The 26,354-nt window shown below is 40.0% G+C and carries 21 protein-coding genes; 15 read left to right on the plus strand and 6 right to left on the minus strand.

All coding sequences use genetic code 11. The features are described 5' to 3' along the window. The 5 genes from RMZ95_RS31055 to RMZ95_RS31075 all read left to right on the plus strand — a co-directional run. Nucleotides 1-2,250: putative Ig domain-containing protein (locus RMZ95_RS31055; protein WP_409884229.1), on the plus strand; the 2,250-nt coding region annotated here is incomplete at its 5' end. A gap of 292 nt (nt 2,251-2,542) precedes the next feature. Then, nucleotides 2,543-2,932: a DUF1499 domain-containing protein gene (locus RMZ95_RS31060; protein WP_322682617.1), complete on the plus strand. Its 390-nt coding sequence runs from the start codon at nt 2,543-2,545 to the stop codon at nt 2,930-2,932. 269 nt (nt 2,933-3,201) lie between these two features. Next, nucleotides 3,202-3,867, plus strand: a complete 666-nt coding sequence (locus tag RMZ95_RS31065; RefSeq protein ID WP_322682618.1) for a DUF1345 domain-containing protein — start codon at nt 3,202-3,204, stop codon at nt 3,865-3,867. Nucleotides 3,868-3,982: 115 nt separating this feature from the next. Next, nucleotides 3,983-4,228 carry a ChaB family protein gene (locus tag RMZ95_RS31070; protein ID WP_322682619.1) on the plus strand — a complete coding sequence of 82 codons (246 nt, stop codon included), beginning with the start codon at nt 3,983-3,985 and terminating at the stop codon, nt 4,226-4,228. Nucleotides 4,229-4,535: 307 nt separating this feature from the next. Continuing rightward, on the plus strand, nt 4,536-5,102 hold the full coding sequence (locus RMZ95_RS31075; protein WP_322682620.1) for a GNAT family N-acetyltransferase: 567 nt from the start codon (nt 4,536-4,538) through the stop codon (nt 5,100-5,102). Between the two features lie 18 nt (nt 5,103-5,120). Here the strand turns inward: RMZ95_RS31075 and RMZ95_RS31080 are convergent, their stop codons facing one another. Together RMZ95_RS31080 and RMZ95_RS31085 are read right to left on the minus strand one after the other, a co-directional pair. Further along, a complete protein-coding gene (locus RMZ95_RS31080; RefSeq protein ID WP_322682621.1) occupies nt 5,121-5,603 on the minus strand; it encodes a cupin domain-containing protein in 483 nt (160 codons plus the stop codon). Nucleotides 5,604-6,189: 586 nt separating this feature from the next. Continuing rightward, on the minus strand, nt 6,190-11,232 hold the full coding sequence (locus RMZ95_RS31085) for a PAS domain S-box protein (RefSeq protein ID WP_322682622.1): 5,043 nt from the start codon (nt 11,230-11,232) through the stop codon (nt 6,190-6,192). A gap of 778 nt (nt 11,233-12,010) precedes the next feature. Here RMZ95_RS31085 and RMZ95_RS31090 point away from each other — a divergent pair. The 6 genes from RMZ95_RS31090 (at nt 12,011) to RMZ95_RS31115 (ending at nt 17,974) form a co-directional block, all read left to right on the plus strand. Continuing rightward, the gene (locus tag RMZ95_RS31090) at nt 12,011-13,015 is read left to right on the plus strand and encodes an ABC transporter ATP-binding protein (RefSeq protein ID WP_322682623.1); all 1,005 of its coding nucleotides are present in this window, start codon (nt 12,011-12,013) and stop codon (nt 13,013-13,015) included. After that, the gene (locus RMZ95_RS31095) at nt 13,016-13,828 is read left to right on the plus strand and encodes an ABC transporter permease (protein WP_322682624.1); all 813 of its coding nucleotides are present in this window, start codon (nt 13,016-13,018) and stop codon (nt 13,826-13,828) included. Nucleotides 13,829-14,043: 215 nt separating this feature from the next. Continuing rightward, nucleotides 14,044-15,861, plus strand: coding sequence for a GldG family protein (locus RMZ95_RS31100; protein WP_322682625.1), 1,818 nt, complete (start codon nt 14,044-14,046; stop codon nt 15,859-15,861). 121 nt (nt 15,862-15,982) lie between these two features. Next, nucleotides 15,983-16,609, plus strand: coding sequence for a DUF4340 domain-containing protein (locus RMZ95_RS31105; protein ID WP_322682626.1), 627 nt, complete (start codon nt 15,983-15,985; stop codon nt 16,607-16,609). Nucleotides 16,610-16,705: 96 nt separating this feature from the next. After that, entirely contained in the window at nt 16,706-17,560 is an 855-nt protein-coding gene (gene purU, locus RMZ95_RS31110) for a formyltetrahydrofolate deformylase (RefSeq protein ID WP_322682627.1), read from the plus strand. 12 nt (nt 17,561-17,572) lie between these two features. Further along, nucleotides 17,573-17,974: a nuclease A inhibitor family protein gene (locus RMZ95_RS31115; protein WP_322682628.1), complete on the plus strand. Its 402-nt coding sequence runs from the start codon at nt 17,573-17,575 to the stop codon at nt 17,972-17,974. Between the two features lie 66 nt (nt 17,975-18,040). On the opposite strand, the gene RMZ95_RS31120 is transcribed toward RMZ95_RS31115, so the two are convergent. From RMZ95_RS31120 to RMZ95_RS31135, 4 genes are all read right to left on the minus strand, one after another. Beyond that, the gene (locus tag RMZ95_RS31120; RefSeq protein ID WP_322682629.1) at nt 18,041-18,886 is read right to left on the minus strand and encodes a DNA/RNA non-specific endonuclease; all 846 of its coding nucleotides are present in this window, start codon (nt 18,884-18,886) and stop codon (nt 18,041-18,043) included. 334 nt (nt 18,887-19,220) lie between these two features. Continuing rightward, entirely contained in the window at nt 19,221-19,403 is a 183-nt protein-coding gene (locus RMZ95_RS31125) for a hypothetical protein (RefSeq protein WP_322682630.1), read from the minus strand. 193 nt (nt 19,404-19,596) lie between these two features. Beyond that, the gene (locus RMZ95_RS31130; RefSeq protein WP_322682631.1) at nt 19,597-20,430 is read right to left on the minus strand and encodes a hypothetical protein; all 834 of its coding nucleotides are present in this window, start codon (nt 20,428-20,430) and stop codon (nt 19,597-19,599) included. Next, nucleotides 20,427-20,672 carry a hypothetical protein gene (locus RMZ95_RS31135; RefSeq protein WP_322682632.1) on the minus strand — a complete coding sequence of 82 codons (246 nt, stop codon included), beginning with the start codon at nt 20,670-20,672 and terminating at the stop codon, nt 20,427-20,429. Before RMZ95_RS31135 ends, RMZ95_RS31130 begins: the two co-directional genes overlap by 4 nt. 365 nt (nt 20,673-21,037) lie before the next feature. On the opposite strand from RMZ95_RS31135, the gene RMZ95_RS31140 reads away from it, so the two are divergent. The 4 genes from RMZ95_RS31140 (at nt 21,038) to RMZ95_RS31155 (ending at nt 26,303) form a co-directional block, all read left to right on the plus strand. Further along, complete coding sequence (locus RMZ95_RS31140; protein WP_322682633.1) at nt 21,038-21,535, plus strand: ISAzo13-like element transposase-related protein; 498 nt, start codon at nt 21,038-21,040, stop codon at nt 21,533-21,535. A gap of 841 nt (nt 21,536-22,376) precedes the next feature. Next, nucleotides 22,377-23,381 (plus strand): oxygen-dependent coproporphyrinogen oxidase, encoded by a 1,005-nt coding sequence (gene hemF, locus RMZ95_RS31145; RefSeq protein WP_322674130.1) that lies wholly within the window; start codon nt 22,377-22,379, stop codon nt 23,379-23,381. A gap of 856 nt (nt 23,382-24,237) precedes the next feature. After that, complete coding sequence (locus tag RMZ95_RS31150; protein ID WP_322682634.1) at nt 24,238-24,864, plus strand: L-2-amino-thiazoline-4-carboxylic acid hydrolase; 627 nt, start codon at nt 24,238-24,240, stop codon at nt 24,862-24,864. A 5-nt stretch (nt 24,865-24,869) separates the two neighbouring features. Next, the gene (locus RMZ95_RS31155) at nt 24,870-26,303 is read left to right on the plus strand and encodes an FAD-binding protein (RefSeq protein ID WP_322682635.1); all 1,434 of its coding nucleotides are present in this window, start codon (nt 24,870-24,872) and stop codon (nt 26,301-26,303) included. Nucleotides 26,304-26,354: the final 51 nt, after the last annotated feature.

Here is a 26,354-nt window from a genome sequence, read left to right on the forward strand (position 1 = left end):
TTTGTACTCACCGTTAACAACGTCAACGATGCGCCAGAGGTATTTCAGGCGATCGCTCCTCAACAAGCAATAGAAGACACACTTTTCACCTTCATTATCCCAGACAACACCTTCATTGATGTCGATGCTGGCGATAGCCTCACTTACACCGCCACTCTCGAAAACGGCGATTTTTTACCTGGTTGGTTAACCTTCAATGCTGCTACCAAAACCTTTAATGGCACTCCCTTAAATGCAAACGTGGGTAGCCTCAACATTAAAGTTACTGCTAGGGATATTTTTGGGGTTGAAGTCAGTGATGATTTTGCACTTACTGTTAAGAACGTTAACGATGCACCAGAGTTAGTTGAGGCGATCGCTAATCGAAAGGTACTCATAAATACGCAGTTCAATTTTACGATCCCAGAAAATACCTTCATTGATATTGATGCTGGCGATAGCCTCACCTACACTGCTACTCTCGAAAACGGCGATCCACTGCCCAGTTGGCTAACTTTTAATTCTGCTACCCGGAACTTTAGTGGTACTCCAACGATGGAGAATTTGGGTAATCAGAATATCAAAGTCACTGTCAAGGATATTTCTGGGGATGAAGTTAGTGATGTGTTTGTATTGACAGTTGCTAAGTTCAATAGTGCGCCAATTGTAGATCGGGCGATCGCTGACCAAAAGGCCACAGCAAAAACTACCTTCAACTTCACAATTCCTGAAAACACTTTTAGCGATGTGGATCTTGAAGATACCCTGACCTACACTGCTACCTTAGACAATGGCGATCCACTACCTAGTTGGTTAAGCTTCAATGCTAACGAGCTTACCTTCAGCGGCACTCCTACGAATGATAATGTGGGTAGCTTAAACATTAAAGTCACCGCCACAGATCCAGCTCTTGCTGAAATTAGTGATGTATTTGCACTCACAATTGCTAAAGCTAACAATCCACCAATTGTAGAGCAGGCGATCGCTGACCAAAAAGTTACGGCAGAAACTACCTTTAACTTCACTATCTCTGAAAACACCTTTAGCGATGTAGATATTGAAGATACCCTAACCTACACTGCTAGCTTAGACAATGGCGATCCACTACCTAGTTGGTTAAGCTTCAATCCTAATAAGCGTACTTTCAGCGGCACTCCTACGAATAATAATTTGGGTAGCTTGAACATCAAAGTTACCGCCAAAGATTCGGTTGGGGCTGAAATTAGTGATGTATTTGCACTTACCGTTGCTCAAGGGATTACTGCTGAGACTGAATCAACCAGCCTACTTACAAGAATTACAGGTGATATCTTTACTATAAGAAATCAAGTTAACGGTGAAAAAGCCAAACTCTCAGTCAAGATAAAAAGCAACACCTCTGAAGAAGTCAATGAACTGGGTGTATTTGTCGTTGACGATGCAGAAGGTAGGATTAATGGCGTAGCCCCTGGTGCTGCAAATTACACCGAACTAGCTCTGCAACGGGCAACAGTGCTTCTTTCATCTCTTGCCAAACTACCGAATGGTTTTAATCCCACTGACCTCAGCAGGTTACTGGAATTCAATTCTGAGAGCAACCTAAGATTTTATTTAATCCGTAGCAGCACTACTCAGGCGGTGCTATCTGGACAAACCCCGTTTTCTCAGGTGCTTTTTTCCTCAGATACGAATGTGGACGATACAGGGTTCTCTCTCAACTTCCAGAATTTGGTTGTCAAGATTGCAGCAACAGAGCAAAATCCACCTCTAGGTACTGGTCTTCAAGGAAAATATGAACCTGAACTAATTGATTTACGGGATGTGAAACAATTGGTGAAAGCCGAATTTGTAGTTCATAGAGAAGCAGCTTTTAACAACTTTGTCGGCTTTTATCAGATAACTGATGAGAATGGTGGCATCGATACCAATGGCGATGGTACAGCAGATGTGCTGGTTGGACAGGCGAGTTATACTCAGGCAGCTATTAGTCACCGTGTCGCTGGTATTGATTTGAGTGTAGCTAACGAAGGTACAGCAACTTTCACAGGTAATTTCCAACCTGGTGCTATTTTCGTCCCATTTATCATCGTTAATGCCGGGACTGATGCAATTCTTGATAGCAATACCAATAACGATCCGGCAGTTTACTTCTCCTTCTTGGGTGCTAACACTGACAAAGCAGATCATATTCGCCTATTAGGGAATAACGCTTTTGGCTTTGAGGATTTGGCTAATGGCGGCGATCGAGATTACAACGATTTGATTGTCCGAGTTAATTTGAGTATCGCCTAGTCTGAAGTAACTTGGTATAGGTGTAATATAGCCTGTAAGCTTTATTGAGCAAAGAATACAGGTTTTTTTATGAAAAATTGTAGGTTGGGTAAAGCAAGGCGCAACCTAACAAAGTTATGAAAATGTTGGGTTTTTGGCGCTAACCCAAGCGTATTGAATCATAAAGAGCGATCGCATCACCGATGTTTTAGTGAATCTGTCATTTGCTAGAAGATGCGATTACGCCAAAATATTACAGTGATTCAAACAAATGTGTGAGAGTATATTTATTCACTCACCCGGAGACATAATTATGGTTTTTGCTGGCAAACGACCAAATAATTTAGGTATTAGCAACGGTAAATTAACACCCTGTCCTAATTCTCCCAATTGCGTTTCTAGTCAGAGTACAGATGCATCTCATCAAATTGCACCACTGACTTTTACATCTACTCCAGAACAAGCGATTACTAATCTTAAACAGATTATTGAGTCTTTACCAAGAACCAAAATCATTACTGAAAGTAAAGATTATTTATATGCAGAATTTAAAAGTGCTTTACTGGGATTTGTCGATGATGTAGAATTCTATCTAGACCGGACTGCAAATCTTATCCATGTGCGTTCAGCTTCACGTTTAGGTCAAAGCGATTTGGGTGTTAATCGTAAACGCATAGAGACGATTAGAGCCAAGTTCCAATAATTTTTAATTGAACTAAGGGCTGGAGATTAAAGACTGGGAAGATAAAGAAGTAGTTGGACAAAATTAATTACACAATGTCATTGCAAGTGAGACATTCTCAGAGTAGTGGGTGATTCACTGAGTTTGCAATGGTTGTAAATATTTTTGTCCATCTACTTATGTGGATTCAAACCCTAGTAAAATCTGGAATGACGATTGTGTAATGTGGTGTAGTGTTTCACCACAAGTTATGAATTACGAATTAGTTAAACTCTGCGATCGCAATATTTGTGAAATTGAATTTATTTAAAAACTTTGACTCTCGACCCCGACTAATTGTTGCTGTCGGACTCGCTGTATTAGTTTCAGTAATCCTGCCGCATTCTCTACACTTACCTACTCGCATTCTCTGTGCTTGGAACTCCGGTATTGACTTTTTCTTAGCGATAACGTGGTGGAAAATGATTAAGGCTAACCCAGAAAAAATTCGCCGTTATGCTGAGAGTGAATATGAAGGACATTTGGCTATATTTATGCTGGTAATTGCTGCGGCTTGTGCGAGTGTTTTAGCTATTGGGTTTTTACTTGATAAAAAAGGATTGTCAATAATTCAGCTTACCCTACACGTTGTACTTTCAATTATGACCATTATCGGTTCCTGGTTATTAGTGCATACGATGTTTGCAGTGCAATATGCGCACAGTTATTATAAATATATTAATCGTAATCATAGTGAAGAAATCACTAGAGGTTTAGATTTTCCTCATAACGACTATCCAGACTACTGGGAATTTTTATATTATTCATTTGTAGTCGGCATGACCAGTCAAGTTTCAGATGTGCAGACAACATCACCCGATATGAGACGCTTGACTTTGTTACATGGCATATTATCTTTCTTTTTCAATACCACAATTTTAGCTATGAGTATTAACATTATTGCATCGCTGATTTAAAAATTGTTTGACTCAGCCAAAAGTATGATTATTTGCTTCTCTACTTAGAGAAGGAGGAAATTAGATTACCTGTTCTTTAGCATGGACTCAAGTTGAGATAATTCGGAGTAAGTTCATGCCTTATAACAAAATAGATGAATTAACGGAAGAAATCAAAGGACAACTGCCTGAACACGCACAACAGATTTTTATTGCGGCATTTAATGCTGCTGAAAGTAATGGTTCGAGTGAAGAGGGTGCGCGTGATATTGCTTGGAATAGTGTAAAAAATGAATACGAACCAGGCAATGATGGTAAATGGCAGAGAAAGCCTGAAGACACTGCGATACATAATAAAGCTGTTGTATCTGGTGGGAACTAAATAAATCTCACCTGTGGATAACTATCTAATCTCAAGGGTCTTATAAGGGTTTAAGGGGAATTTTATTCTTAGAAAACAGAGATAAAATTCCTCTTTTTTTCAAAACTTATGTCAGAATATAGATGTTTTTGACAACTTATATTAGTAGCTGCTATAAAAAATATTCTGTCTATAGAACTCGTATTTGATTGCGTGAAAAAACTCAGTACACATTTATTCCTTCTTCCCTATTCCCTATTCCCTATTCCCTATTCCCTCCCTACGCAAATAATTTCTCCGAATCAAAGTGGATTCCTATATACAAGATATGCTGATTAGAAAAGGCGAAATATTTATTCGTCTCATGCAAGATGAAATGTATGATTATGAGTTGATGGCAAAATGGTTAACTAATGCAAAAGTTTTAGAATTTTATGAAGGAAGAGATAATTTTTTCCCTTTAGAAAGAATTATAGAAACGTACAAACCGATGGTTAGAGGAGATGAGGCGGTTATTCCTTGCCTCCTCTACTATCAAAATATTCCCATTGGTTATTTGCAGTATTGTACACTTAATAACTTATCGGAAACCGATAGACAATTGTATCATCTCGACCAAACCGATCGTGTCTATGCGATTGACTTGTTCATCGGCGAAACCGACTATTGGAACAAGGGAATTGGTACAAAAATGCTGTCAGTATTTATCAACTATCTTTTTGAACAGTGTCAAGCTCAGAAAATTGTTATAGATCCGCACGTTGACAATTATCGTGCTATTCGCTGTTATGAAAAATGTGGTTTTGTGAAAGTAAAGCTATTGCCAACACATGAACTGCATGAAGGAGAATACTCAGATTGTTGGCTCATGGCAATAGAGCCAAAGAAATCATGAGGAAATGCATTCTACCTGTTATGCCTTCTTACCTGCTACTGGTTCAGCTATATTTTCCATATCGACCAGATTCCACTTTAAACCTTTGCTCCTATATATACGCTTCTGCAAATTTGGATAATCACCGATATCATGGTCTAGCCTTTGACCAACTACTATGCATTTGAATATAGAATTGCCCGTGTTTTTCAGCTTGTGCGGCTTACCACCAGCACGATATCCAATAAAATCTCCTGCTTTAACTGGATAAACACTTTCTCCAATTGTTGCCTCAGCTTCTCCTGAGAGAACGTATACGCACTCTTCTTCGTGATAGTGCATATGAAGTTCCGTTGATTCACGTCCAGGCTCTACTTCAATGATGTGGAAACCGATATTTTTTAAACCTGTCAAATCCCCTAAAGACTTATTTAGTCTGCGAGCATTGGAGTTGAGAAAATGTGTTTTTTCTAGTCCTTCATAAGACTCAATCTCTTCTTTAGTGACTAAATACTTTTCCATTTCTTGATACCAAGGTGTTAAGAAAATTTGATGGTGAATAAACGAGGGGCCTAAAGATGAATTAAGACGGAAGTTAAAACAGGTTCAAGGGTTCCATCTCAGCAAAAGCGATGCCCTTCGACAGGCTCAGGGTAAGACCTACGGTGGTAAACTACGCTTCTATTTGTGCATGGGATTATATCATCACCTCGTTATTAAGTGCAACTTCACAGAAAATTGGTATCATTTAATGTCTGACTGGATACCGAGAGTAGTACATGAATTTAGATCGTAAGTACGTTACTAAATTAACTCGCGTGTTCCCAGTCACTAAGTAACTCATGTTGTTGGACTATTTTATAGGATTTACGAAATGATACTTTGGGAGTACCAATACTCTTACCAAGAAAAGACTGTTTTTTCGTCTTGGTAGGTCTATTTTCTAGGGTTGTTGAACTGAACTGTTGGGTTTTCATTGGTAAATAAATCTCTGATTAAAACCTGAGCATTAATTTATAACATCAATTTGCAAATGGCAAATTTCTAAAGAAAAATAAAAAATATATATTTAATTTCTAAAGGAAAGAAGAGAAATTGAAGAGTTTATTTACTCTGAAGGTGAAGTGCGCCCAATGAGACTAACGATCGCTGCGGCTAAATCTGCTGGATCGACGGGTTTAGGTAGATGTTTTTGAAATCCTGCTGCCATTGCTTGGTTGTAGTTAATTTCTCCTGCATAAGCAGTCAAAGCGATCGCCGGAATTTGTCCGCCTTGCTCTGGTGGTAATTTTCTCACTTCGCCCAGCAACATATAGCCATCCATGAAGGGCATTCCAATATCGCTTAAGAGGATATCTGGCTGGGATTGCACTAATGTTTGCAGCGCTTCATCTGCTGATTCAACTGCTGTCACTGTCGCGCCATATTGTTCCAGCACAAAGCTAAAAAACTCTCGCACATCGGCTTGATCGTCCACAAGCAGGATTTGTACTCCAGCCAGTAATGTCTCGTCAGTACTGAGTTCTGTTTGAGAAGCCTCACTATTTCTAACTCGCAACTGAGAATTTTTGAGCAAAGGTAGTTTAACTGTGAAGGTAGCTCCTTGTCCTTCTCCTGGACTCTCTGCCTGAACTGTGCCACCGTGAAGTTCTACTAGATGACGCACAATTGCCAGTCCCAATCCCAATCCGCCAAATACTCTGGTTGTCTTAGCATCTGCTTGCCGGAAGTAATCAAAGACGTAGGGCAAAAATTCTGGGTTAATTCCTTTACCTGTATCAATTACCTGGATTTGGGCATCTAAACCAACTTGCTCTAGACGCACTTCTACAAGTCCATTCGTAGGTGTGAATTTAACGGCATTGGAGAGGAGATTCCAGATCACTTGTTGCAAGCGATCGCCATCGCCGAGAACTTTGCCGATATCATTACTTAAGATGATTTGAATTTGAATCGATTTGGCTTCTGCTGCTAAACGCACCGTTTCTAATGCAGATGCGATCGCTATTTTCAAATCCACTGCATGGAGATTTAACCTAACCTTACCTTGCAAAATCCGGGAAACATCAAGTAAATCTCCAATCAATTGGGTTTGTAACTTGGCATTCCGCTCGATTGTTTCCAATGCCCGGATTTTAGTAGCTTCGTCGAACTTGCGGGTTCTGAGTAACTTTGCCCACCCTAAAATTGGATTCAAGGGAGTTCGGAGTTCGTGGGAAAGCACAGCGAGAAATTCATCCTTAATCCGGTTGGCTGTCTCGGCTTCTGCCCTGGCAGTCTTTTCAGCTTCGTAAAGTTGAGCGCGGGCGATCGCTTGCGCACACTGTTGTCCCAGTGTCAACATAAATCCCCGGTCTTCTTCATTAAATATTTGAAGAGGAGTAAAGCTTAATCCCAGTGCGCCAATTACTTTTCCTTCTACTACCAAGGGAATGGAAGCCCAGGCATTATTCGCCATAACAGTCACAACATCTGCTAAGTTGGGATATCTAGCAATCATGGCTGCTAAATTTTCTAAAAAAATCGGCTGCCCAGTTCTGACTGTTTCTGCTATTTGGTTAGGTGCTGTAATCGGAAAAGTTGTCAAAGTATTTATCAGCGTTTGCGGATAGCCAATTGCTTGCACAACATTTAGGGTAGTATTTGCCTCAGTAAGTAAGACAACGGAACCACCAGTAGCTTTCAAGGCGGCAATGCCTTGGTTTACCACTACATCAGCTACCTGTTGGGGAGTTAAGGCTTCTGAGAAGGCAGCAGTTATTCTTTGTAAAAGTATGGTGCGATTGACAGACCGTTGAGTTTCCTGGTAGAGTCTGGCGTTGTCGATGGCTGTCGCCGCCCGCCGAGCGATATCTTCTGCTAAAGCCAAGTCTGTTTGTTGGTAGTATCTACCTGACTCGGCGGTAAAAAAAGAGATTGCTCCAAATAATTGCCCGCGGGAACGAACTGGAATCACCATTAGAGAACGAATACCCAAACTTTGCAGTAATTGCAGATGTTCGTTGTCTTCAGACATCTGTAAAAGATGTGAGTCAGATAATTCGGGATAAAAGACAGATATACCTAAGTGTAGCTGCCGTACAAGCTGTTTGGCTTTGGTTCTGGGTCGATAACGCCGACGGATTTGGTCTAAAATGTTTAGTTTTGTGGAATCGGCAATTGCGATCGCAATTTGTTTACTTGACCAATCTTCCTGGAAGACATCTACAATACACAAGTCGGCTAAAGTTGGAACTGCTAGATTTGCCACATTTTCTAAAGTTACTTCATAATCCAATGAGGCAGCTAGTAAGGTGCTGGCTTCGACTAAAAAGTTTTGTGTGGCTTCAATTCGTTTGCGGTGGCTAATATCCTCAATAATTCCTAATGCATACATTGGTTGTCCCTTCGCATTCCAAACTGCTGATGAAGTTAAGTTTGCCCAAACGATAGAACCATCTTTGCGGATGTAGCGCTTCTCTAAGGAATATCCACTAATTTCTTTTGCTAAAACTCGCCGAGCATTTTCCAAATCAACTTCTAAGTCGTCAGGGTGGGTAATTTCCTGAAAGTTCATTTGCATTAACTCTTCATGGCTATACCCAGTAATTTCGCATAGGGCAGGATTAACTTGCAGAAATCGTCCATCCAACCCTACTAGAGTAATACCGACAGCTGCTTGATTGAACATTGCCCGAAACCTTTCTTCGCTTTCTCGCAAAGCAACTTCTGTTTGCTTGGCTGCTGTCACCTCTGCCAAAATAATGCCAATTCCTACCGTTTCACCCATTGCGTTATCAACTGGGTAATAGTTGCCGAGCCAGTAACCGTAACGTCCTAGTTGTCCTCTTGTCTCACCACTGATTTCCATATTCAGTAGGGGTTCTCCAGTATCTAACACGCGCTGTAACTGTGGCTCTAACTCAGCCGCCATCGCTGGCAAAACTTCCCTAAATTTGCATCCTAGATGTTCTTCTATAGTTAAACCGTTAATGTCAGCGAAAACTTGATTAATGCGGATATATCGCAGTTCTCGATCCAAAAAGCATACAGCAATAGGAGCTGCTTCTAGCAGCGCATCTAGAAGAGATAGAGATTCGGCATAATGGACTAAAGCTTGGTGGATGTCTCGATAAAGTTGGGCATTTTCCACTGCTAAGGCAGCACGATGAGTAATCTCTGTTGCTAAAGTTAGGTCAGTGCGATCGTAGCGACGATCCGATCGGGTGTTGATAAAGGTAATACAGCCGAGTATCCGCCCTTTTGCGATTAACGGCACAATCATTACAGACTTCATCCCCAATTGCCGAACAAGTTCTAAGTGTTCCTGATTCTGAGTAGTTGCTACTAATAGCGAGTCAGATACCTCTGAGATCAATTCGCTTTGTCCAGTTTGCAGTACTCTAGTAATTGCACTTGCACCCTTGTAATCTGTCACATACTCCTGAAGTTTACGCGCCAACTCCGCTTTCGATGGGTCTGCATGGGCAATGGGTAGGCGGCGAATGGAACCATCTTCATTTAAAATATCAACGCTACACCAATCAGCTAGCTGAGGAACTGAGATTTTAGCGATTTGTTGTAAGGTTTGTTCATAATCTAACGAAGTAGAGAGTACACTACTAATTTGGGCGATATAGCGCAGCCTTTCCTCAGCTTGCTTGCGCTCTGTAATATCGAGAACAAAAAAAGCTCCTCGATCTACAGTCCCTTCAAAATGGCTACCACCTGCCAAAATCGGCAAGCGTGAGCCGTCTTTACGGATATATTCTTTTTGATATGGTGTGCAAAAGGGGCTGTCTTGAAATTGAGCTAGTGCTTGCTTATCGAGTGGCAGGTATTCTGTAGGAGTCAAGTTTTGCCAGTTAAGTTTTCCAGAAAGTAATTCTTCACGGGTATAACCCACCATATTCAGCAAGGCATCGTTAGCATCTGTAATCCTACCGTCTCTATGCCAGAAGCCAATACCAATCATGTTTGACTCAACTACGCTGCGAAACTTCGCTTCGCTTTCTTGCAATGCTTGTTCAGTTTGTTTGAGTTGAGTAATATCAATTGAACTAATGCCTACTCCTAATAATTGCCCATCCGGCAAACACACCGGATAATAGCTGACAAGACCATAACGATATACCCCCGGAGGATAAGTTTCACCGCTTACTTCTTGGTTGAGTAAGGGCTGCCTAGTTTTCATCACTTGCTGAAAAATAGGCTCAATTTGCGCTGCCCATTCTGGTAGTACTTCCCTAAAGGTGCGACCAATATGTTGAGTTTGTGGTACACCGTTAATAGCAGCTAGCGCTTCATTCGCATGAATGTAGCGCAGTTCAGGATCGAGAAAAGCTAGCGCCACTGGTGAAGTAGTAACCCAAGCATTGAGTAAAGCCAGAGATTCATCTTTTTGCCCAATAGCTTGTTGAAGTTCCTGGTGCAACGTGGCTTTTTCTAGTTCTGCCTGCTTGCGCTCAGTAATATTTACACCTGCACAGGTAAGACCCTGAATGCTATTGTCTACATCCCTTAATGGTTCAACCAGCAAATCGTAGTAAAGATTTTTTTCACCAATTGTCAGATAAATCTCTTCCCGGGTTGAAACACCAGTTTTTAGTACCTTCTGCTTAATTGCCGTTAATTGCGCTGCTACTGAGGCGGTAAATAATTCATCATCAGACTTACCCAGCATTTCTTCAGCAGTTTCTAGACCTTGAGGATTATGAATCCACTGATATCGCAAATTGCGATCCTGCTGAAAGACGACGATATCTGAACTACTTAACGCTAATCGAAATCTTTCTTCACTAACTCTTAGCTTTTGGAGATTTTCATCCGCCCCTGTTTTAGCATTTTTTAATGCCTCACATAAGATACTAAAGAGCAATCCTTGCAATGCAAATAACCCAATTCGCACAGAATTAGATAAATCAAAACTCAGCTCATAAGCTGGAGGTAGAAAGAAGTAATTGCTCAGTAATGCAGACAATAAAGTTGCTAACAACCCTGATTTCAAACCCCCATACCAAGCACTCAACATTACAGCGCTAAAAAATAGTAGAAAAGGAGTATTATTCATGCTTAACCAAGGGTCTAGCATCAACATTAGCACTAATGCTAGTGCGACAATTAATACAACAAGGCCATAACGTAGTAACTGAGAATAATGAATATGGGGCATGAAAAGTTTTTGGAAAAACCAATACTCATTGCAGAGGCTGTACATACCCTAAGCTAGTTTTTGATTTTTAGTAACTTATCTACAGATAGATTTTTGTTGAGTTCTAAAAGTCTCTTTTGCTAGAGGTCAATGTTTTAGTTATCTGATATGTGGGGTGAAAATTTAGCTCGAACCATCAAGATAAATAACACTATTTGGCTAATTTAAAATACGAAATCCAAATACTAGCTAATTTATAACAAAAATTATCGAATAATATAGGACTCATATTTGATTTTTGAAAAAAACTCAGTACAGCTTTATTCCTTCTTCCCAGTCCCCAGTCCCTAGTCCCTACGATTAATTCAGAAATCAAATCAGATTGCTATACCTCATACCTTATAATTTCCTTGGCAAAATTTGAGTTAATCCGCCACATTTTCATCCCAAACAATACCGATTAGCTGCTAAGAAATATGACTAACAGATGCACCAACGATTTGCAAGCTGGTGAATAAATCGGCGTTCAAGTGGCTGGCTAATCTCGCCCTTGTGTGCGCTCAAAAGAGAAATGAGAAATAGTTTCTTTCAGGATACCTGCTTAGTTAACTCGACTATGGAACCAGTGAGGACACCCATCCCACAATAAAATTTGGAATGTTTTTTTATTTGGAAGTCCCTAAAGAGGTTTTTCAGGAACTTTACCCATTGTCAGCCAATCTTTGTGCCAGTCCCCCATACTCAATATTGCGATTTAAGATGATTGGGTATTCTATAATTTGCGATCGCCACTATACGGATGATTGAAGTTGAACATCTGAGTAAAATATACGGCTCTACCCCAGCGATTACCGATGTCACCTTTAGCGTCGAGCCTGGGGAAATTTTAGGGCTGTTGGGCCCCAATGGCGCTGGAAAAACCACAACCATGCGGATTCTGGCTGGTTATTTACCGGCAACCAATGGAAATGCCCGGATTGCTGGTTATGATGTCCATGAAAATTCCTTGGCTGTGCGCCAACGGATTGGTTATTTACCCGAAACACCGCCGTTATATCCAGACATGACGGTGGAGGGATTTTTGCATTTTGTCGCCCAAATTAAGGGAGTTTCAGCAGGCGATCGCCCCAACAAGGTGACAGCCGCCATCGAACGCTGCAACTTAGAAGATAAGAGGCGAACTATTATTCGCAAACTCTCTAAAGGATACCGCCAACGTGTCGGAATTGCTCAAGCGATCGTCCACGATCCCCCAGCGATCATTTTGGATGAACCCACCGTCGGACTCGATCCCCGACAAATAATTGAGGTGCGGAATTTAATCAAAAGCCTCGCTGGTACTCACACAATTATTCTTTCCACACATATTCTGCCAGAAGTGAGTATGACTTGTAGCCGCGTCGCCATCATCAATCGCGGTAAAGTGGTGGCAACTAATACACCAGAAAATCTGATGACTCAGTTGACAGGCGGCTCAGGGTATGAATTGGAAATAGAAGGAGAAGCCGCCCTAGCGAAACAGGTATTGCAAAAAGTCGCGGGTGTGAGCCTAATAGAATCAATTCCTATAGCCGGAGGTCATCAACCCCAGGCAAATCGCGCTTACCTGCGGGTGATATCGCAACCGGGAAAAGAACCAGGACGCGATATTGCCACAACATTAGTGCGTGCAGGATTTGGTTTACATGAACTGCGGCGGGTTAACGCCACCCTAGAAGACGTATTCTTGCAACTAACCACAGAAGAAAAAAATTTCGATCCTGAGGTAGACTTAGCAGCAGACAAAGAAGGAGAGGCAGCGTAAATGGGTATAGTGCTGAGTAATATTATTGCCATTTATCGCCGAGAGTTACAGAGTTATTTTGTATCGCCCTTAGCTTATGCGATCGCAGGCATATTTTGGTTCATCGCCGGGTTATTCTTCGTGATGATTTTGCTAGGGCCAGATGGCATATTGGTAGGAGTTGCGGCAATAGATGCACAAGGGCAACAACTGGGAGTACCAGTACCACCGATAGATGTCCCCTACGAATTTGTTCGGGCATTTTTGGATCGTATGGGATGGCTATTGTTGTTTATTCTGCCCATACTGTCGATGGGACTCTATGCCGAAGAACGGAAGCGCGGTACTTTAGAACTTTTAGCCACCTCACCAATCACCAATTGGGCGGTAGCTGTAGGTAAATTATTAGGCGTGATAACATTTTTTATCACAATGGTTGCACCCATGCTAGTGTTGGAAGCGATCGCCATCAGCGGCTCAAATCCACCAATGACGCCCTCAATTCCCTTACTGGGTCATATTGGATTAATCTTACTAGCAGCAGCAATTTTATCTGTAGGAATGTTTATTTCTTCATTAACAGACAGCACAATTTTATCTGCCGTTCTTACCTTTGCAGTAATCTTATTATTGTTATTGATTGATTTAATCGCCAAAATTGTCCCTGGCCCCGTAGGTGAAGCTTTAGGTTATCTATCGTTGCTGAAACATTACAACACATTAATCCAAGGCATTTTTGATACTAGCGCTTTAATTTTATTTGCCAGTTACATTTTTTTGGGCATCTTTCTTACAGCTCAATCAATTGATGCACTGCGTTTTCAAAGGCAATAGTTATATAAGTTATGAGTTAAAAGTTAGGAGTGGGGAGTTAAAGTCATCAGGACTTAAGCAAAGTAATGAAAAAACCAACTGAAAAGGAGGTATCTGCGCAGCATCTCCTAGAGAAGGGAACAAAGGAATAATAGTTTCAGAGACTCAATAACTCCTAATTCCTAACTCCTAACTCCTAACTCCTAACTCGTAATTCCTCACTTCAGTCTAATAATATGAAGATAGTTGCAAAAAAGAAACTGTGGAAATATCTGTTTTGGTTAGGCCCATTCCTAATTACTGTCGGCTTAACAGCTGGGTTAATCTCTGAACAGTGGGGATTAATTCCATTAGTATTTCTGATTGCAGGAATTGTCATCAGTGGGTTGGGGATAATATGGCAAAGCTACCAGAGTAACTGGTGGAATCGTCGTTCTACCCAAGCTGGGACAAATGCCCTAGTGGCAACTCTGGCAATATTAGCAATTTTGGGATTGATTAACTTTTTGGGAACTCGCTATCACTTGCGGGCAGACTTAACAGAGGCTCAATTATTTACCCTTGCACCTCAGTCACGTGAATTAGTAAGGGTTTTACCACAGCCAGTGAAAGTATGGGTATTTGATATTAACCAAAATCCCCAAGACCGAGAACTACTAGAAAATTATCAACGCCAAAGCTCAAAATTTAAATACGAGTATATCGACCCCCAAGCTAGACCAGGACTTGCAGAAAAGTTTGGCGTCAAAGATTATGGAGAAGTTTATTTAGAATCTGGGGATAAACGGCAATTAGTACAAACAATAAATGAAAATGAGCGCTTGTCAGAAATTAGATTAACTAGTCGCCTGCAACAACTAACAAATTCAACCACAGCCAAAGTTTACTTACTCCAAGGTCATGGCGAACGCCAACTTTCACCTGGTAAAGATGCAATATCACAAGCAGTTCAGGGATTAGGCGATAAAAATTTCACAACATCACCTCTGAATTTAGGAGAAACTTCCAAAGTTCCTCAAGATGCGGCTGTCGTAATAGTAGCTGGCCCCAAACGAGGACTGTTTGAGGGTGAAGTCAAAGCTTTGCAAGACTACCTTAATCGCGGTGGTAATTTACTGCTGATGATCGATCCTAATACCGATCCCAAACTTAACAGCTTGTTACAAGAGTGGGGTGTTCGTCTGGATAATCGTTTAGCAGTCGATGTCTCTGGCGAAAGCGTTGTGGGACTTGGCCCTGCTGCGCCCTTAGTCACAGAATATGGACAACATCCAATTACCAAAGATTTCGGTAACGGCAATTCTTTTTATCCGATTGCCCGACCACTGGAAATTACCTCTGTGCCTGGTGTTCAGGCTACTCCACTGCTACGAACCAAACCCTACCCCAGCAGTTGGGCAGAAAGCGACCTCCAAAGCGAAAAATTAGAGTTTAATGCAGATAAAGACCTGAAAGGCCCTTTAACCTTGGGCGTTGCTTTAACAAGAAAACAAACACCCAAATCTACTTCCACTCCGCAAGTTTCACCCACACCTTCACCTCTACCATCACCAACAACTCAAAACAAGACTAGCCCGACTCCTTCCCCTTCCCCCAAGACTCCGCAAGCCTTACCCTTACCATCACCAACCACCCAAAGCAAAACCAGCCCGACTCCTTCCCCTTCCCCCAAGACTCCGCAAGCCTTACCATCACCAACCACTCAAAGCAAGGCTTCTCCCACTCCCCCTGCCTCCCCTGCCTCCCCTACTCCTCCTTCCCCTGCTGCCTCATCTCAAACAGCTACCGAGTCACGGTTAGTAGTTTTAGGAAATTCCGATTTCGCCACCGATGGTTTGTTTCAACAGCAATTAAATGGAGATGTATTCCTCAACTCAGTTACTTGGCTGAGTCAACAAGATCGGCAACCCCTTTCCATTCGTCCCAAAGAACCGAAAAATCGGCGGATAACCCTGACAACCACACAAGCTAATCTTTTAATATTGTCATCTCTGTTAGTTTTACCCTTAATTGGAATTGCGATCGCAGTTATTATTTGGTGGAAACGACGGTAAGAAGTAGAGACGCGATTAATCGCGTCTGTACAAGAGTTAGGAGTTAGGAGTGACAAGTAGAAACTGGAGAAGAGTTTTTTCCATGCCCAATGACAAATGACAAATGACAAATGACTAAAAAATGAAATTGCCACGAACAACTTTAATTTTGATACTGCTAGCGTTGGGTTTAGGTGGTTTTGTTTACTTCCATGAAATTCGGGGTGCAACTGTGCGCGAAGAAATCAAGGAGCAAAAGCAGAAAATTTTCTCTTTTGGAGAAGATGATGTGCAGTCTTTGACAGTCAAGACAAAAAAACTTACCCTGAATCTGGAACGCAACCCTGAATCTTCTAGTAAGCCCAAGTGGTTAATCAAATCTCCAATATCGGGCCCAGCAAATGATGCTATTGTTTCTTATTTAATGGATTTGTTGGTCAAGGGTAATAGCGATCGCACTTTATCAACTCCAGCAAAACAGCTTGGAGAATTTGCCTTAGATCCACCCCAAGCAACTATTAATATCACCCTGAAAAACCGACAAAGCCATCAGTTGAGTTTGGGTAAATCTAACTTTAACGGTCGTTTATTGTATGCTCAAGCTGACCCTACTATAAAACCCGATGGAAACATAAATGTGCTGTTAGTATCTACAGATTTTGCAAATGCCGTAAATCGAGAACTATCAGAGTGGAAACAACCTGTAGATAATAGTCAGAAGCTACCTGGACTCAGCACCCCTTTACCAACTCCGACAAATAGTAAATAAGCAATTACGGTTTCTGTGGTATGTTTCGGTAACGCACAATGGGTTAGCACATCTGTGCTACTCTACTTCAAATCTCACTAGTTTTTCTAAGTTACCATGACAAATCCGACAGCAACATTGCTGATTTCCTGCCCCGATCGAAGAGGACTGGTGGCTAAATTTGCCAATTTCATCTATTCTAACGGTGGTAATATTATTCATGCAGATCAGCATACAGATTTTGCTGCTGGCTTATTCCTCACACGCATTGAATGGCAGTTAGATGGGTTCAATTTACCGCGAGAATTTATTGCCCCGGCTTTTAATGCGATCGCACAACCTTTAGGTGCTAAATGGGAATTACGTTTTTCTGATACAGTACCACGCATCGCTATTTGGGTAAGTCGGCAAGACCATTGTCTATTTGATTTAATTTGGCGACAACGCGCTAAAGAATTTGTTGCTGAAATTCCTTTAATTATTAGTAACCATTCTCATTTAAAAGTAGTGGCAGAACAATTTAATATTGACTTCCAACACATTCCCATCACTAAAGATAATAAATTAGAACAAGAAATCCAACAACTAGAATTATTACGCCAGTACAAAATAGATTTAGTTGTATTGGCGAAATATATGCAGATTGTTAGTGCAAATTTTATTAATCAATTCCCACAAATTATTAATATACATCACTCATTTTTACCAGCTTTTATCGGAGCTAATCCTTATCATCGAGCTTTTGAACGTGGTGTGAAAATTATTGGTGCAACTGCTCATTATGCTACTGCTGATTTAGATGCAGGCCCAATTATTGAACAAGATGTGGTGCGAGTTAGTCACCGTGATGAAGTTGATGATTTGGTGAGAAAAGGCAAAGATTTGGAGAGAATTGTATTAGCAAGAGCGGTGCGATCGCATTTACAAAATCGTGTATTAGTATATGGTAATAGAACAGTAGTATTTGAGTGATTTTATATCTTTATGACTAACGACATTACGGAAAAACTTAAACAAGCCTCTGATGGTTTGTTAATGATAAGTGAATCAGAGTATCCTTTTGAAGCTTTTTTGTGGTCTAATCAAGCGCAAGAACCTTTGACAAATCAAAAACTTCTCCAGTTAACAGGACATCCTCAAGAAACATCAGTTGAAGAAGTAGAACTAGATTATTTTTTTAGGAACTGTGCCCAAGAAAAAGAATGGCACGATGAAATACAACGACAAAATGTGCAAAAGTTTAAATCACTTGTCCAAAAATTAAGAGATCGCCTCACTAATATCAAGGTTTATCGCATAGGTACGATAAGTATTGATGTCTATATTGTTGGTAAAACTTCAGATAAAGATTTAGGCGGAATTTCGACAAAAGTTGTAGAAACTTAAGGAATCAAACATCAGCCTATCTATAATTTACAGATAGGCTTTAAGTTTTAAGTGAAATAAATATCCTTACAAATTGTCAACTCTAGACTCAATTACACTTTGAACAGACGAAGAAACATTAGAAAGCAAATTGTAACCAGTGTTTGTTTCAATGGAATCAACACTAACTCTGTAGTTTGTCCAATTATTATTTCTAATTCCCTGTGAATTAGGCATATTCACTGCAATTACTCTTGTGTTATTAGTGACACTGCTAGCATCAGAATTTGATGAATTTAATACTACAATAACCTTCCATGTTCTGGTCGGAACTGTAACGTTACCATTAGCAATTGTGTTTTTTGTTCCATTCGACCCAGTTCCACCAGTGCCATAGGAGCCTGAAATAATATAGAGTTCTTTCCCCTGGTTTACTAAGTCTCTAGAATAGTTTTCTAGTGCAGCCCAAGGCCCCTGATTATTATCAGGTGACTGAGGAATTATATTCGTCATTAAAAAAGTAGCAGAGTTATCGGTAATTGTATTTGTCCTATCTGCTGAAGCAGTCATGTGTCCCCTATCAAAACCGCTACCAGTGTAATCGGAAGAAGTGACTCGGTAGCAGCTTGAAGGTAATGTAGTATCTGCACGAAAATCATCTTGGCGAGGTGCGCTTCCTAGCCATGATGTGTTTAGCTGCCAACTTACCCAATTTGGTGTCCCTCTATAGCAATTGTAAGAAACTGCGTATTGAGATTTGCTCAACAAAAGATTACTGTAACTACTGCCAGCATTACTAGGATTGCCCATTCTTAGATGAACGCTTGAGGGTTGGGCTGTTAGTGGCTTTTGTAGATAATTAAGCAGAGTGAAAGATATTGCTGTTGGTACAGCAATAGGTAGAATAGCCCTGAGAAAATCAGACTTCTTCATTTGTTACTATTTATTTGTTTAAACAAACTACAATTGTCTCTGTTAAAGTTACAGAAATTCAGTAAAACTTACCAATCGCAATATAGCTATGGTTGTATAAAGAAAGGTTAAAAAAGTGTAAATAGTGCATTAACATCTAGTAATTATTTAGGTGGCGATCTGAAATTAGATAATCATCTAAATAACATGAAAAACTTATATATTATTTGCTTTAATAATTGAGTGATGGCGCGGAATGCCCGCGCCCAAGCGAGCGCTATTTTCGCTCTACTGAGGGCTAGAGAGTATTTTGACTGATTGACAAAATACGCTTTATCTTAACCCTCACGAGAGCTTAGAAAGAGGAAGGAATGTTAAAAAATAGTCCTTGGTCGAATTGATCTTTCAAAAAGTCTTCCAATTCAATTTCGTCGTCATTCTGAATTTGAAACCAAGTCTTGAAGTTGTGCTTCAAGAAGTAACCGAAAGATTTCCAGCCGAAAATTTGCTGTCCAATGCTTGTGATTGCGACGTTCATTGTATTTTCCTCAGGTTGTTTGAAGTATGTGATTAAGAATTGGTTAAACAAATTGGCGTTCCACAACAAGTGGATAAATTCTGGCAAGCAGTTTTTGTACAGGGGAAGCAGGCAAAGAGATTTTATAATTTGCTAAATCATCCCGCTTTCTCTGCAACGCCAACAAATTAATCATTGTTCAGCGATATTTGCACTAGCAAATGTTTTCAGGAATAGAATTATTCTTACTACAAGCGTCTAACTTGAACTGATTCAATATCTGCTGTAATTCCACTTCTGATATATACTTCTCCTTAAGCGAGTTGAAGTACAACAGTGCAGTTTCATAGCAGGCAACAGTTATGTTAGTGCGCTCCTCTGAAGTTAGTGCTGCCACTATTTGAACTGTCTCCTCCACATGCTTTACGTCACTACCTAAACAACTGTGCATTCGCAGGCAGCGAGTAGCATAGGTATTAGGTGGTAGTATCGCTTCCACCAGTTGGATATGCTCTGCTTTGATATTCATTGCTAGACGTTCCATCGTATAGCAATACCCAACACAACTAATTGGATCTGCTGCTTGTACGCTCTGAGTGAAGAAACTCAGCAAAGCCATAGCACTCGGAGGGAGGAGTGTTTTTACTACAGCTTCTGCATCATATCCCATCGACTGAATATCAAGCAAGGCGAGGCGATCGTGACCTTGTTCTTCACGAGCTTTTTCTGCTGCCCATTGTGCTAAACTCCAGCGTCCCAATCTAGCAAAGCGCCGAGCTGCTTCTTCCATTAATAGCCCAGTAGAGTGAGTTAAATGGTAGGAAGCGGCAAGTTGCCAGATCCAATGAGTGGGAGTTAAGGCAGGTGGCTTGCAGTTTGGTAATGTATCTTTGGCAGCAGATACTATAGCTCTATCTAGAAGCTTGCGAGTCTCAGATATAGTGTCCCTGTTAAATATCAGTTGAATAAAGGGATTACTGCTCTTTAGACTTAATTCCTTACTTTTGTTAGGTTTGTCGATGTTAGTTGAACGGAATAATAGATTCATGGCAAGTTTCTTTCATGGGTTTTTTCTACCCATTCACGGATAAGGTTGTAGAGGATAAAGCGTTGCATAACCTCTCTTTGAGCACAAAGAACTTTAAATTGTATCTTCAGGGAGGAGGGAATGTATGCCTTGATATGCGTGATATTGTCTCGGTCTTCATCTAAGGTGTTAGTCATGAAAGAAGAAGTTGGGCCATCAGCCTTTACCCATTCGCTGATTAATACTTCCAAGACTTCACTCATCTTTAATCCATATTGTGCACAGAGCGCTTTAAACCGAAACTTAAGCGCTTTCGGCATACTACCTTTAATCACCGTATATGCCTCTTGCTCCTCCTTATACATCCAGGTTACGAAAACGAAAGTTCAAAAGTCCTTTGTGATCTAGGGTAAGTTTTCTAAAAAATTTCGCCAGTAAAGACTAGTGAAGTTAAGAAAAAAGTTATTTAGTAGTGACAACACTACATGTATTTTTCGACAAACTCCAGAAAATAAAATATACAAATACAATAATTATTTTGAAAAAAGAGGGGGAGATTGGCGATCGCAGTCTCTCCCTCCCTTTTTGTAGTAAATTCAATGATGATTGGATTTTTGGGTGAACAGAGATGCCAATACAATTAACGGATTTACTAAAAAAGTTGTTGAAGGAAACCGCACAGCAATTAAAAGGTGCAGAAAAACGTAAATTTATAGCACAAACAGTAGTGGCATTAGGACACGGAGGACAGTCTCTAGCGGAGCGAGAGTTAGGATGGAATCGCGTAACTATTAGTAAAGGAATTAAAGAATTAACTACTAGTATTACTTGCGTAGATAACTATCGAAGTAGAGGACGTAGTAAAGCAGAAGCAAAACTCCCAAATCTTTTAGAAGATATCAAAAAAATTGTCGATTCACAAAGGCAAATAGACCCAGAATTTAAAGGCAAAATAATGTATACACGTCTTTCTGCGGCTCAAGTGAGACATCAATTAATTGATAAGTTTGGTTATGACGATCGAGAATTACCAACTTCGGAAACAATTCGTGTCAAGTTAAATGATTTAGGATATTGCCTCAAGAAAACTGCCAAGATCCAACCTCAAAAAAATACCCGAAAATGATGTAGTTTTTGAGCAATTAGCTATAGAACATCAAGAAAATAAACTTTAGAGAAATCAGGTATTTTATATTTAAGTTAATATTGACTCATTTCTCGTGGTGGTAGAAATCGAGTACTAACGGCAAATGACAATCATGATTTTACCCAAAAATAAGCATGACTCCTTACGGTATGTTTGTTCCAGGAGCTATTTTTATATTGAATAATTTTAACTAATTACTTTCCTAGTCCCCAGTCTTTATTTTCAAGGCAGGTCTATTTACCAAAAATACAGTGTATATCGCCTGTTTAAATGATTATTATTCTAGCAAATTGTATATTTTATTTTCTGGAGTTTCCTAAATATTGAAAAAGCGGAAAAATTAGTACAAGCGTAAACGATCGGTAATAATATTTTGTCTTCTATCTAAAGAATGAGATATTGATTATGTTGAAGTTAAAAATTAACTAAAAATAACTTATTGTTTAGTTAAGTTAAAATTTTACCAAACAATTGATTTTAAGTGTGACTAGTTACGGTTATTGAAGTTATCCTGTTTTTCTTCTGCAAGCTAGGCAATTACTTCTTAATAATTTTTTTATAATTTTCCTAAAATTCTATATCTTCACTAGTAAAAATCTGGCTAACGGAAAAAGATAGATTACGAAAAGATTTAGCTAATGCGAAACCTAAAAGTAATTAACGCGAAAAGCTAGCTCTTTTCTTTCCAGATTTTTGCTACGAAGCAAACATACTTAATCAATGAAACTCCAAGCTGAAAACTTGAGAAGTAACTGCCAATTTTTATAAATTCCAAAATTTCTTCGGAAATAATTATTTAGTCACAATGAGGTCATCTGTCATGGTTCAAATTCTTGAAAACCCAGCAGTCAAGCAACCACCAATTAGTAATAGAGTTGAAAGTTTTTTGTTAGATATGTTCAAGAATGTTTGCGAAGCTATTGAGGAAATAGATGGAAGTAAACTTCACGAACAACACTGGACAAGAGATGAAATAGGGCAATGGGTACAAGGTGAAAACAGTAACGGTGCTATCTATATAGACAAGTCGCTACGGAACGGCAATGTATTTGAAAAAGTAGGTATCAACTACGTATCAATGAAAGGTGAGTTACCTCCTGGTGTCACCTTTCGAGGATCGGATGTTGTGATGGCTGACCCAACAACTATAGCACCAGATGAAAAAGGTACTTCTTTCTTCGCTACGAGTACCAGTGTTGTGATTAATGCATTTAATCCAATGGTGCCGACAGCACACGTTAACTATCGGTACTTCCAATTGGGTGATGGTACTGAACCTGGTTCTTGGTGGTTTGGTGGTGGAGGTGATTTAACACCAATTTACTTATTTGAAGAAGACGCAGTTCATTTCCATCAAGTACATAAAGCAGCTTGCGACCAGCACGATACAGAACTCTATCCACGCTTGAAAAAGTGGTGTGATGAATACTTTTATCTTCCTCATCGCAGTGAGTGTAGAGGTATAGGTGGAATTTTCTTTGACAATTTACAACATTCCGATGCCGAAACTTTATTTTCCTTTGTAAAAACTTGTTCTGAAGCTTTCATCCCTGCCTATTTTCCGATTGTCAAACAACGTAAGGATATGGAGTTTACGGAAGAGCAAAAATATTGGCAGCGCATCAGACGCGGACGTTATGCCGAATTTATTCTCCTGCATGATAGAGGTGTTCGATTCGGACTAACAAGTGGGATTGTAAGTACGCAAAGCGTCCTCAATTGTATGCCTGGAGAAGCGTTTTGGAACTATAACGACCAACCCATTGCTGATAGCGAAGAGGCAAAGCTTCTAGAGGTACTGAGAAATCCCCAACAGTGGGTGTAAAGGCGGTCAACAGCAGATTTGAAAACAGCAGCCGATAAAAAATGTTGGCTACCCAAATCCTAATACCGTTTCACCTGAAGATTGATAGAAATGACATTCTTCTTGAGCAGGCTCGCCTGTTGAGGCAGGGAAAGTAAGAAAAGTAATTTGTAAGTAAGCAGACATAATTAAATGTAAAATCCAATCCAGCGAAACCTTTTATTGTTGAGGATTTTACCTTCTAACTCCTGCCTTCTACTTATCAATAATTGAGTGAAATGGTATGAGAAGCGCCTAAATTTTACTCTTCACATTTCTTTAGAGATAGCCTCTAAACAGGAAGTAACAAGGTGTTTATGGAAAAATTGCCGACAAGTATTTGGCTAAAAATTCACAAATCAGTTCGCTGGTCTAATTCAACTGAATTTGCCAACTTCAAAACTGAAATTAGCAATTTTTTACAAGTTCAATGGTTGAGTTATTTCTCAATCAAGCAACTGCGGGAAGTTGACATTGTATTTCTGTGTATGTTTGTTAGCAGATACCTAACGTTGACGCTGATTTTACTATACTTATGGAGTTCATTTCATGCTAGTACTGAATCACCAAGGACATGCTAGTTCTGAATTAGTAAAGAGAATAAACTCCATAATTAAAAAATCTCTAGCAGACAGTTGGTTGAGAACTGGACAAATAAACTGATTGAGAATGAGATCAAAGATTGGATTGATAAACTGTTATTTCTGTTGTCAATCGTAGAAATCTAAGAGTAAAAGAGTTTATGGCGATCGCTATCTCCAATCTAGCAGCGATCGGCCGTTGATTACCTCGTTTTTCCAGGTCATTCAAATTAGTAAAAAAATACGGAGAAGTGTCAATGGACAACGTTATAGGTATTGGCGACATTACCATGAACGATGTGATGCAAATGGATTCCTCCAAAGCAGTGAGTATGTTTAGGAATCGATTTGCAGCCTACAAAAAGCTGGCAGATGAAATTGGAGAAGATGCAGCTTTTGAACAAATGATGTTAGCCTACCCCGCTCATCAAAAGGCGTTCATGGGTGCTTTCATTGACAATACCACCATAGCCAAAGGCTTTACCGATGCAATTCCGATCTTTCGGATCATGGGCTTCAAAATGCAAGTTGTAGATATTTCCCAAGCAGGAAAAGATGCTGCACTAGAAATTCAACGAGTTTGTCCGGTTCTTGGAATTGCCAAAGAATATGGGCTTGAAAGCCCTTGCCGAGTTATTTGCGAGATGGAACAAGAAGCAACCATAAGAGCATTTCCTGGGATGAAAGCTGCAATTATTAGCAAGCAGGCAGATGGTGATTGCGTTTGTATGTTCAAATATGAAAGACCTGCCAAAGGGTTAGAAGTAAAGCCACAAAAATCACCCAGCTTGTTCTCTCATATTCTCGATTTGATTCGCTTGACTCCTAAAATCTTGCAGATTGGGATGAACCTTTTAAAAACGTCTCTTTCTAAAGGATCGTAACTTTTATGAATGGCATCATTCAAGACCTCAAGCATTTGATTGCAGGTGAAGTCAGCAACGCTTCAGAAATTTTGACAGAAGTTTCTCAAGATTTTGGTGGTATATTCCAAAAGTCTCCCCAAGTTGTTGTTACTCCTCAAAACGCTAACGATATTGCCCAAACTGTTAAATATGCTGCTCAACAAGGATTAGTAGTTTCTTCACGCGCTGCGGGACATTCGTTAGGCGGTCAGTCTTTAAACCAAGATGGAATCGTTTTAAATATGAGCAATCTCGATAAAATTCGAGATATCCAAAAAGAGCAACTTTGGTTTAAAGCTGATGCGGGAACTTCTTGGAATCAAGTAATCGATGCTTGTATTCCTGATGGTTTAGTTCCTCCCGTATTAACCAATTATTTTGGTGTTTCTTTAGGAGGAACTCATTCTGCGGGTGGTATAGGTGCAGCCTCTTTTCGTTACGGAAATCAAGCTGATAATTGTCTTGGTTTAGAAGTGGTAACAGCAGAAGGCGAGATTCTCTGGTGTACGCCTGAAGATAACAGCGAACTTTTTAATCACGTACTTTGCGGTTACGGTCAGTTTGGAATTATTACCCAAGTTCAGCACAAACTCAAAGTTTACCCTTCCCAAACCCGCACCTATTTATTGTTTTATGACAATCTAGATGCTCTTTTAGATGACAAACGGGTTTTAGTCAGCGAACAAAGAGTCGATCATCTTGTATCTTTCCCAGTTCCCTGTTTGCAAGGAGTATCCAGAGCTACAGGGATAATGCAACCTTTGATTCAATGGTTTTACACGTTGCGGATTACTGTTGAAGCAAATTCTCTTGAGGTTATTGATAACAAAAAAATCCTTGCTGGCTTAAATTTCTATCGTCATATCCATACTGAAGACTTGGGGTTTGAAAAATTCATCGAACCCATGATTCAAGTAGATAGTAAGGATATCGCTCACCCTTGGATGGATGTTTTTCTTCCAGCCTCATCTGCTAAAAATTACATCGAAACGGCTCTCAAACAGTTGCCTTCTTTTCTCGATATTAGTAAAGCACAAATGGGCTGTTTTTGCTTGTTAAATCGCAATAACACCAAGCCGATGTTTCGTTTACCGCAAGAGGAAGAATTGATTATTGGGTTTGGAATTTATCCCAGCATTCCGAAATCGCAAGTTCAACCCATCTTGGCTGAATTGAAAAAGCTCAGTAATCTGAGTTTAGAAATGGGTGGAAAAAGATATTTAACTTGCTGGATAGATTTTACTATTCAACAGTGGCAAAGCCAATTTGGCGATTACTGGCCAAAAGTTAATGAAATTAAAAGGAAGTACGATCCCAAAGGAACATTTAACTCTGGCTTTTTTGAATACGAACAGATTGCCCAACCGAAAAACCAACTTGTTAAGGAAGTTGCTACGAAATCTGCGATCGCAGTATAAGTCACTTCTCAATCATCTTGTTTAGAACCATCCATATTACTTGACCGAGGC

Source organism: Nostoc sp. DedQUE07 (genome assembly GCF_034530975.2).
In the GTDB taxonomy this organism is placed as follows: domain Bacteria; phylum Cyanobacteriota; class Cyanobacteriia; order Cyanobacteriales; family Nostocaceae; genus Nostoc.

Excerpts from the sequence above, each read along its gene's own strand:
- RMZ95_RS31060 (WP_322682617.1), top strand. The coding sequence starts at position 2,543 with ATGGTTTTTGCTGGCAAACGACCAAATAATTTAGGTATTAGCAACGGT.
- RMZ95_RS31070 (WP_322682619.1), top strand. The coding sequence starts at position 3,983 with ATGCCTTATAACAAAATAGATGAATTAACGGAAGAAATCAAAGGACAA.
- RMZ95_RS31075 (WP_322682620.1), top strand. The coding sequence starts at position 4,536 with ATGCTGATTAGAAAAGGCGAAATATTTATTCGTCTCATGCAAGATGAA.
- RMZ95_RS31080 (WP_322682621.1), bottom strand. The coding sequence starts at position 5,603 with ATGGAAAAGTATTTAGTCACTAAAGAAGAGATTGAGTCTTATGAAGGA.
- RMZ95_RS31085 (WP_322682622.1), bottom strand. The coding sequence starts at position 11,232 with ATGCCCCATATTCATTATTCTCAGTTACTACGTTATGGCCTTGTTGTA.
- RMZ95_RS31090 (WP_322682623.1), top strand. The coding sequence starts at position 12,011 with ATGATTGAAGTTGAACATCTGAGTAAAATATACGGCTCTACCCCAGCG.
- RMZ95_RS31095 (WP_322682624.1), top strand. The coding sequence starts at position 13,016 with ATGGGTATAGTGCTGAGTAATATTATTGCCATTTATCGCCGAGAGTTA.
- RMZ95_RS31100 (WP_322682625.1), top strand. The coding sequence starts at position 14,044 with ATGAAGATAGTTGCAAAAAAGAAACTGTGGAAATATCTGTTTTGGTTA.
- RMZ95_RS31105 (WP_322682626.1), top strand. The coding sequence starts at position 15,983 with ATGAAATTGCCACGAACAACTTTAATTTTGATACTGCTAGCGTTGGGT.
- purU (WP_322682627.1), top strand. The coding sequence starts at position 16,706 with ATGACAAATCCGACAGCAACATTGCTGATTTCCTGCCCCGATCGAAGA.
- RMZ95_RS31115 (WP_322682628.1), top strand. The coding sequence starts at position 17,573 with ATGACTAACGACATTACGGAAAAACTTAAACAAGCCTCTGATGGTTTG.
- RMZ95_RS31120 (WP_322682629.1), bottom strand. The coding sequence starts at position 18,886 with ATGAAGAAGTCTGATTTTCTCAGGGCTATTCTACCTATTGCTGTACCA.
- RMZ95_RS31125 (WP_322682630.1), bottom strand. The coding sequence starts at position 19,403 with ATGAACGTCGCAATCACAAGCATTGGACAGCAAATTTTCGGCTGGAAA.
- RMZ95_RS31130 (WP_322682631.1), bottom strand. The coding sequence starts at position 20,430 with ATGAATCTATTATTCCGTTCAACTAACATCGACAAACCTAACAAAAGT.
- RMZ95_RS31135 (WP_322682632.1), bottom strand. The coding sequence starts at position 20,672 with ATGAGTGAAGTCTTGGAAGTATTAATCAGCGAATGGGTAAAGGCTGAT.
- RMZ95_RS31140 (WP_322682633.1), top strand. The coding sequence starts at position 21,038 with ATGCCAATACAATTAACGGATTTACTAAAAAAGTTGTTGAAGGAAACC.
- hemF (WP_322674130.1), top strand. The coding sequence starts at position 22,377 with ATGGTTCAAATTCTTGAAAACCCAGCAGTCAAGCAACCACCAATTAGT.
- RMZ95_RS31150 (WP_322682634.1), top strand. The coding sequence starts at position 24,238 with ATGGACAACGTTATAGGTATTGGCGACATTACCATGAACGATGTGATG.
- RMZ95_RS31155 (WP_322682635.1), top strand. The coding sequence starts at position 24,870 with ATGAATGGCATCATTCAAGACCTCAAGCATTTGATTGCAGGTGAAGTC.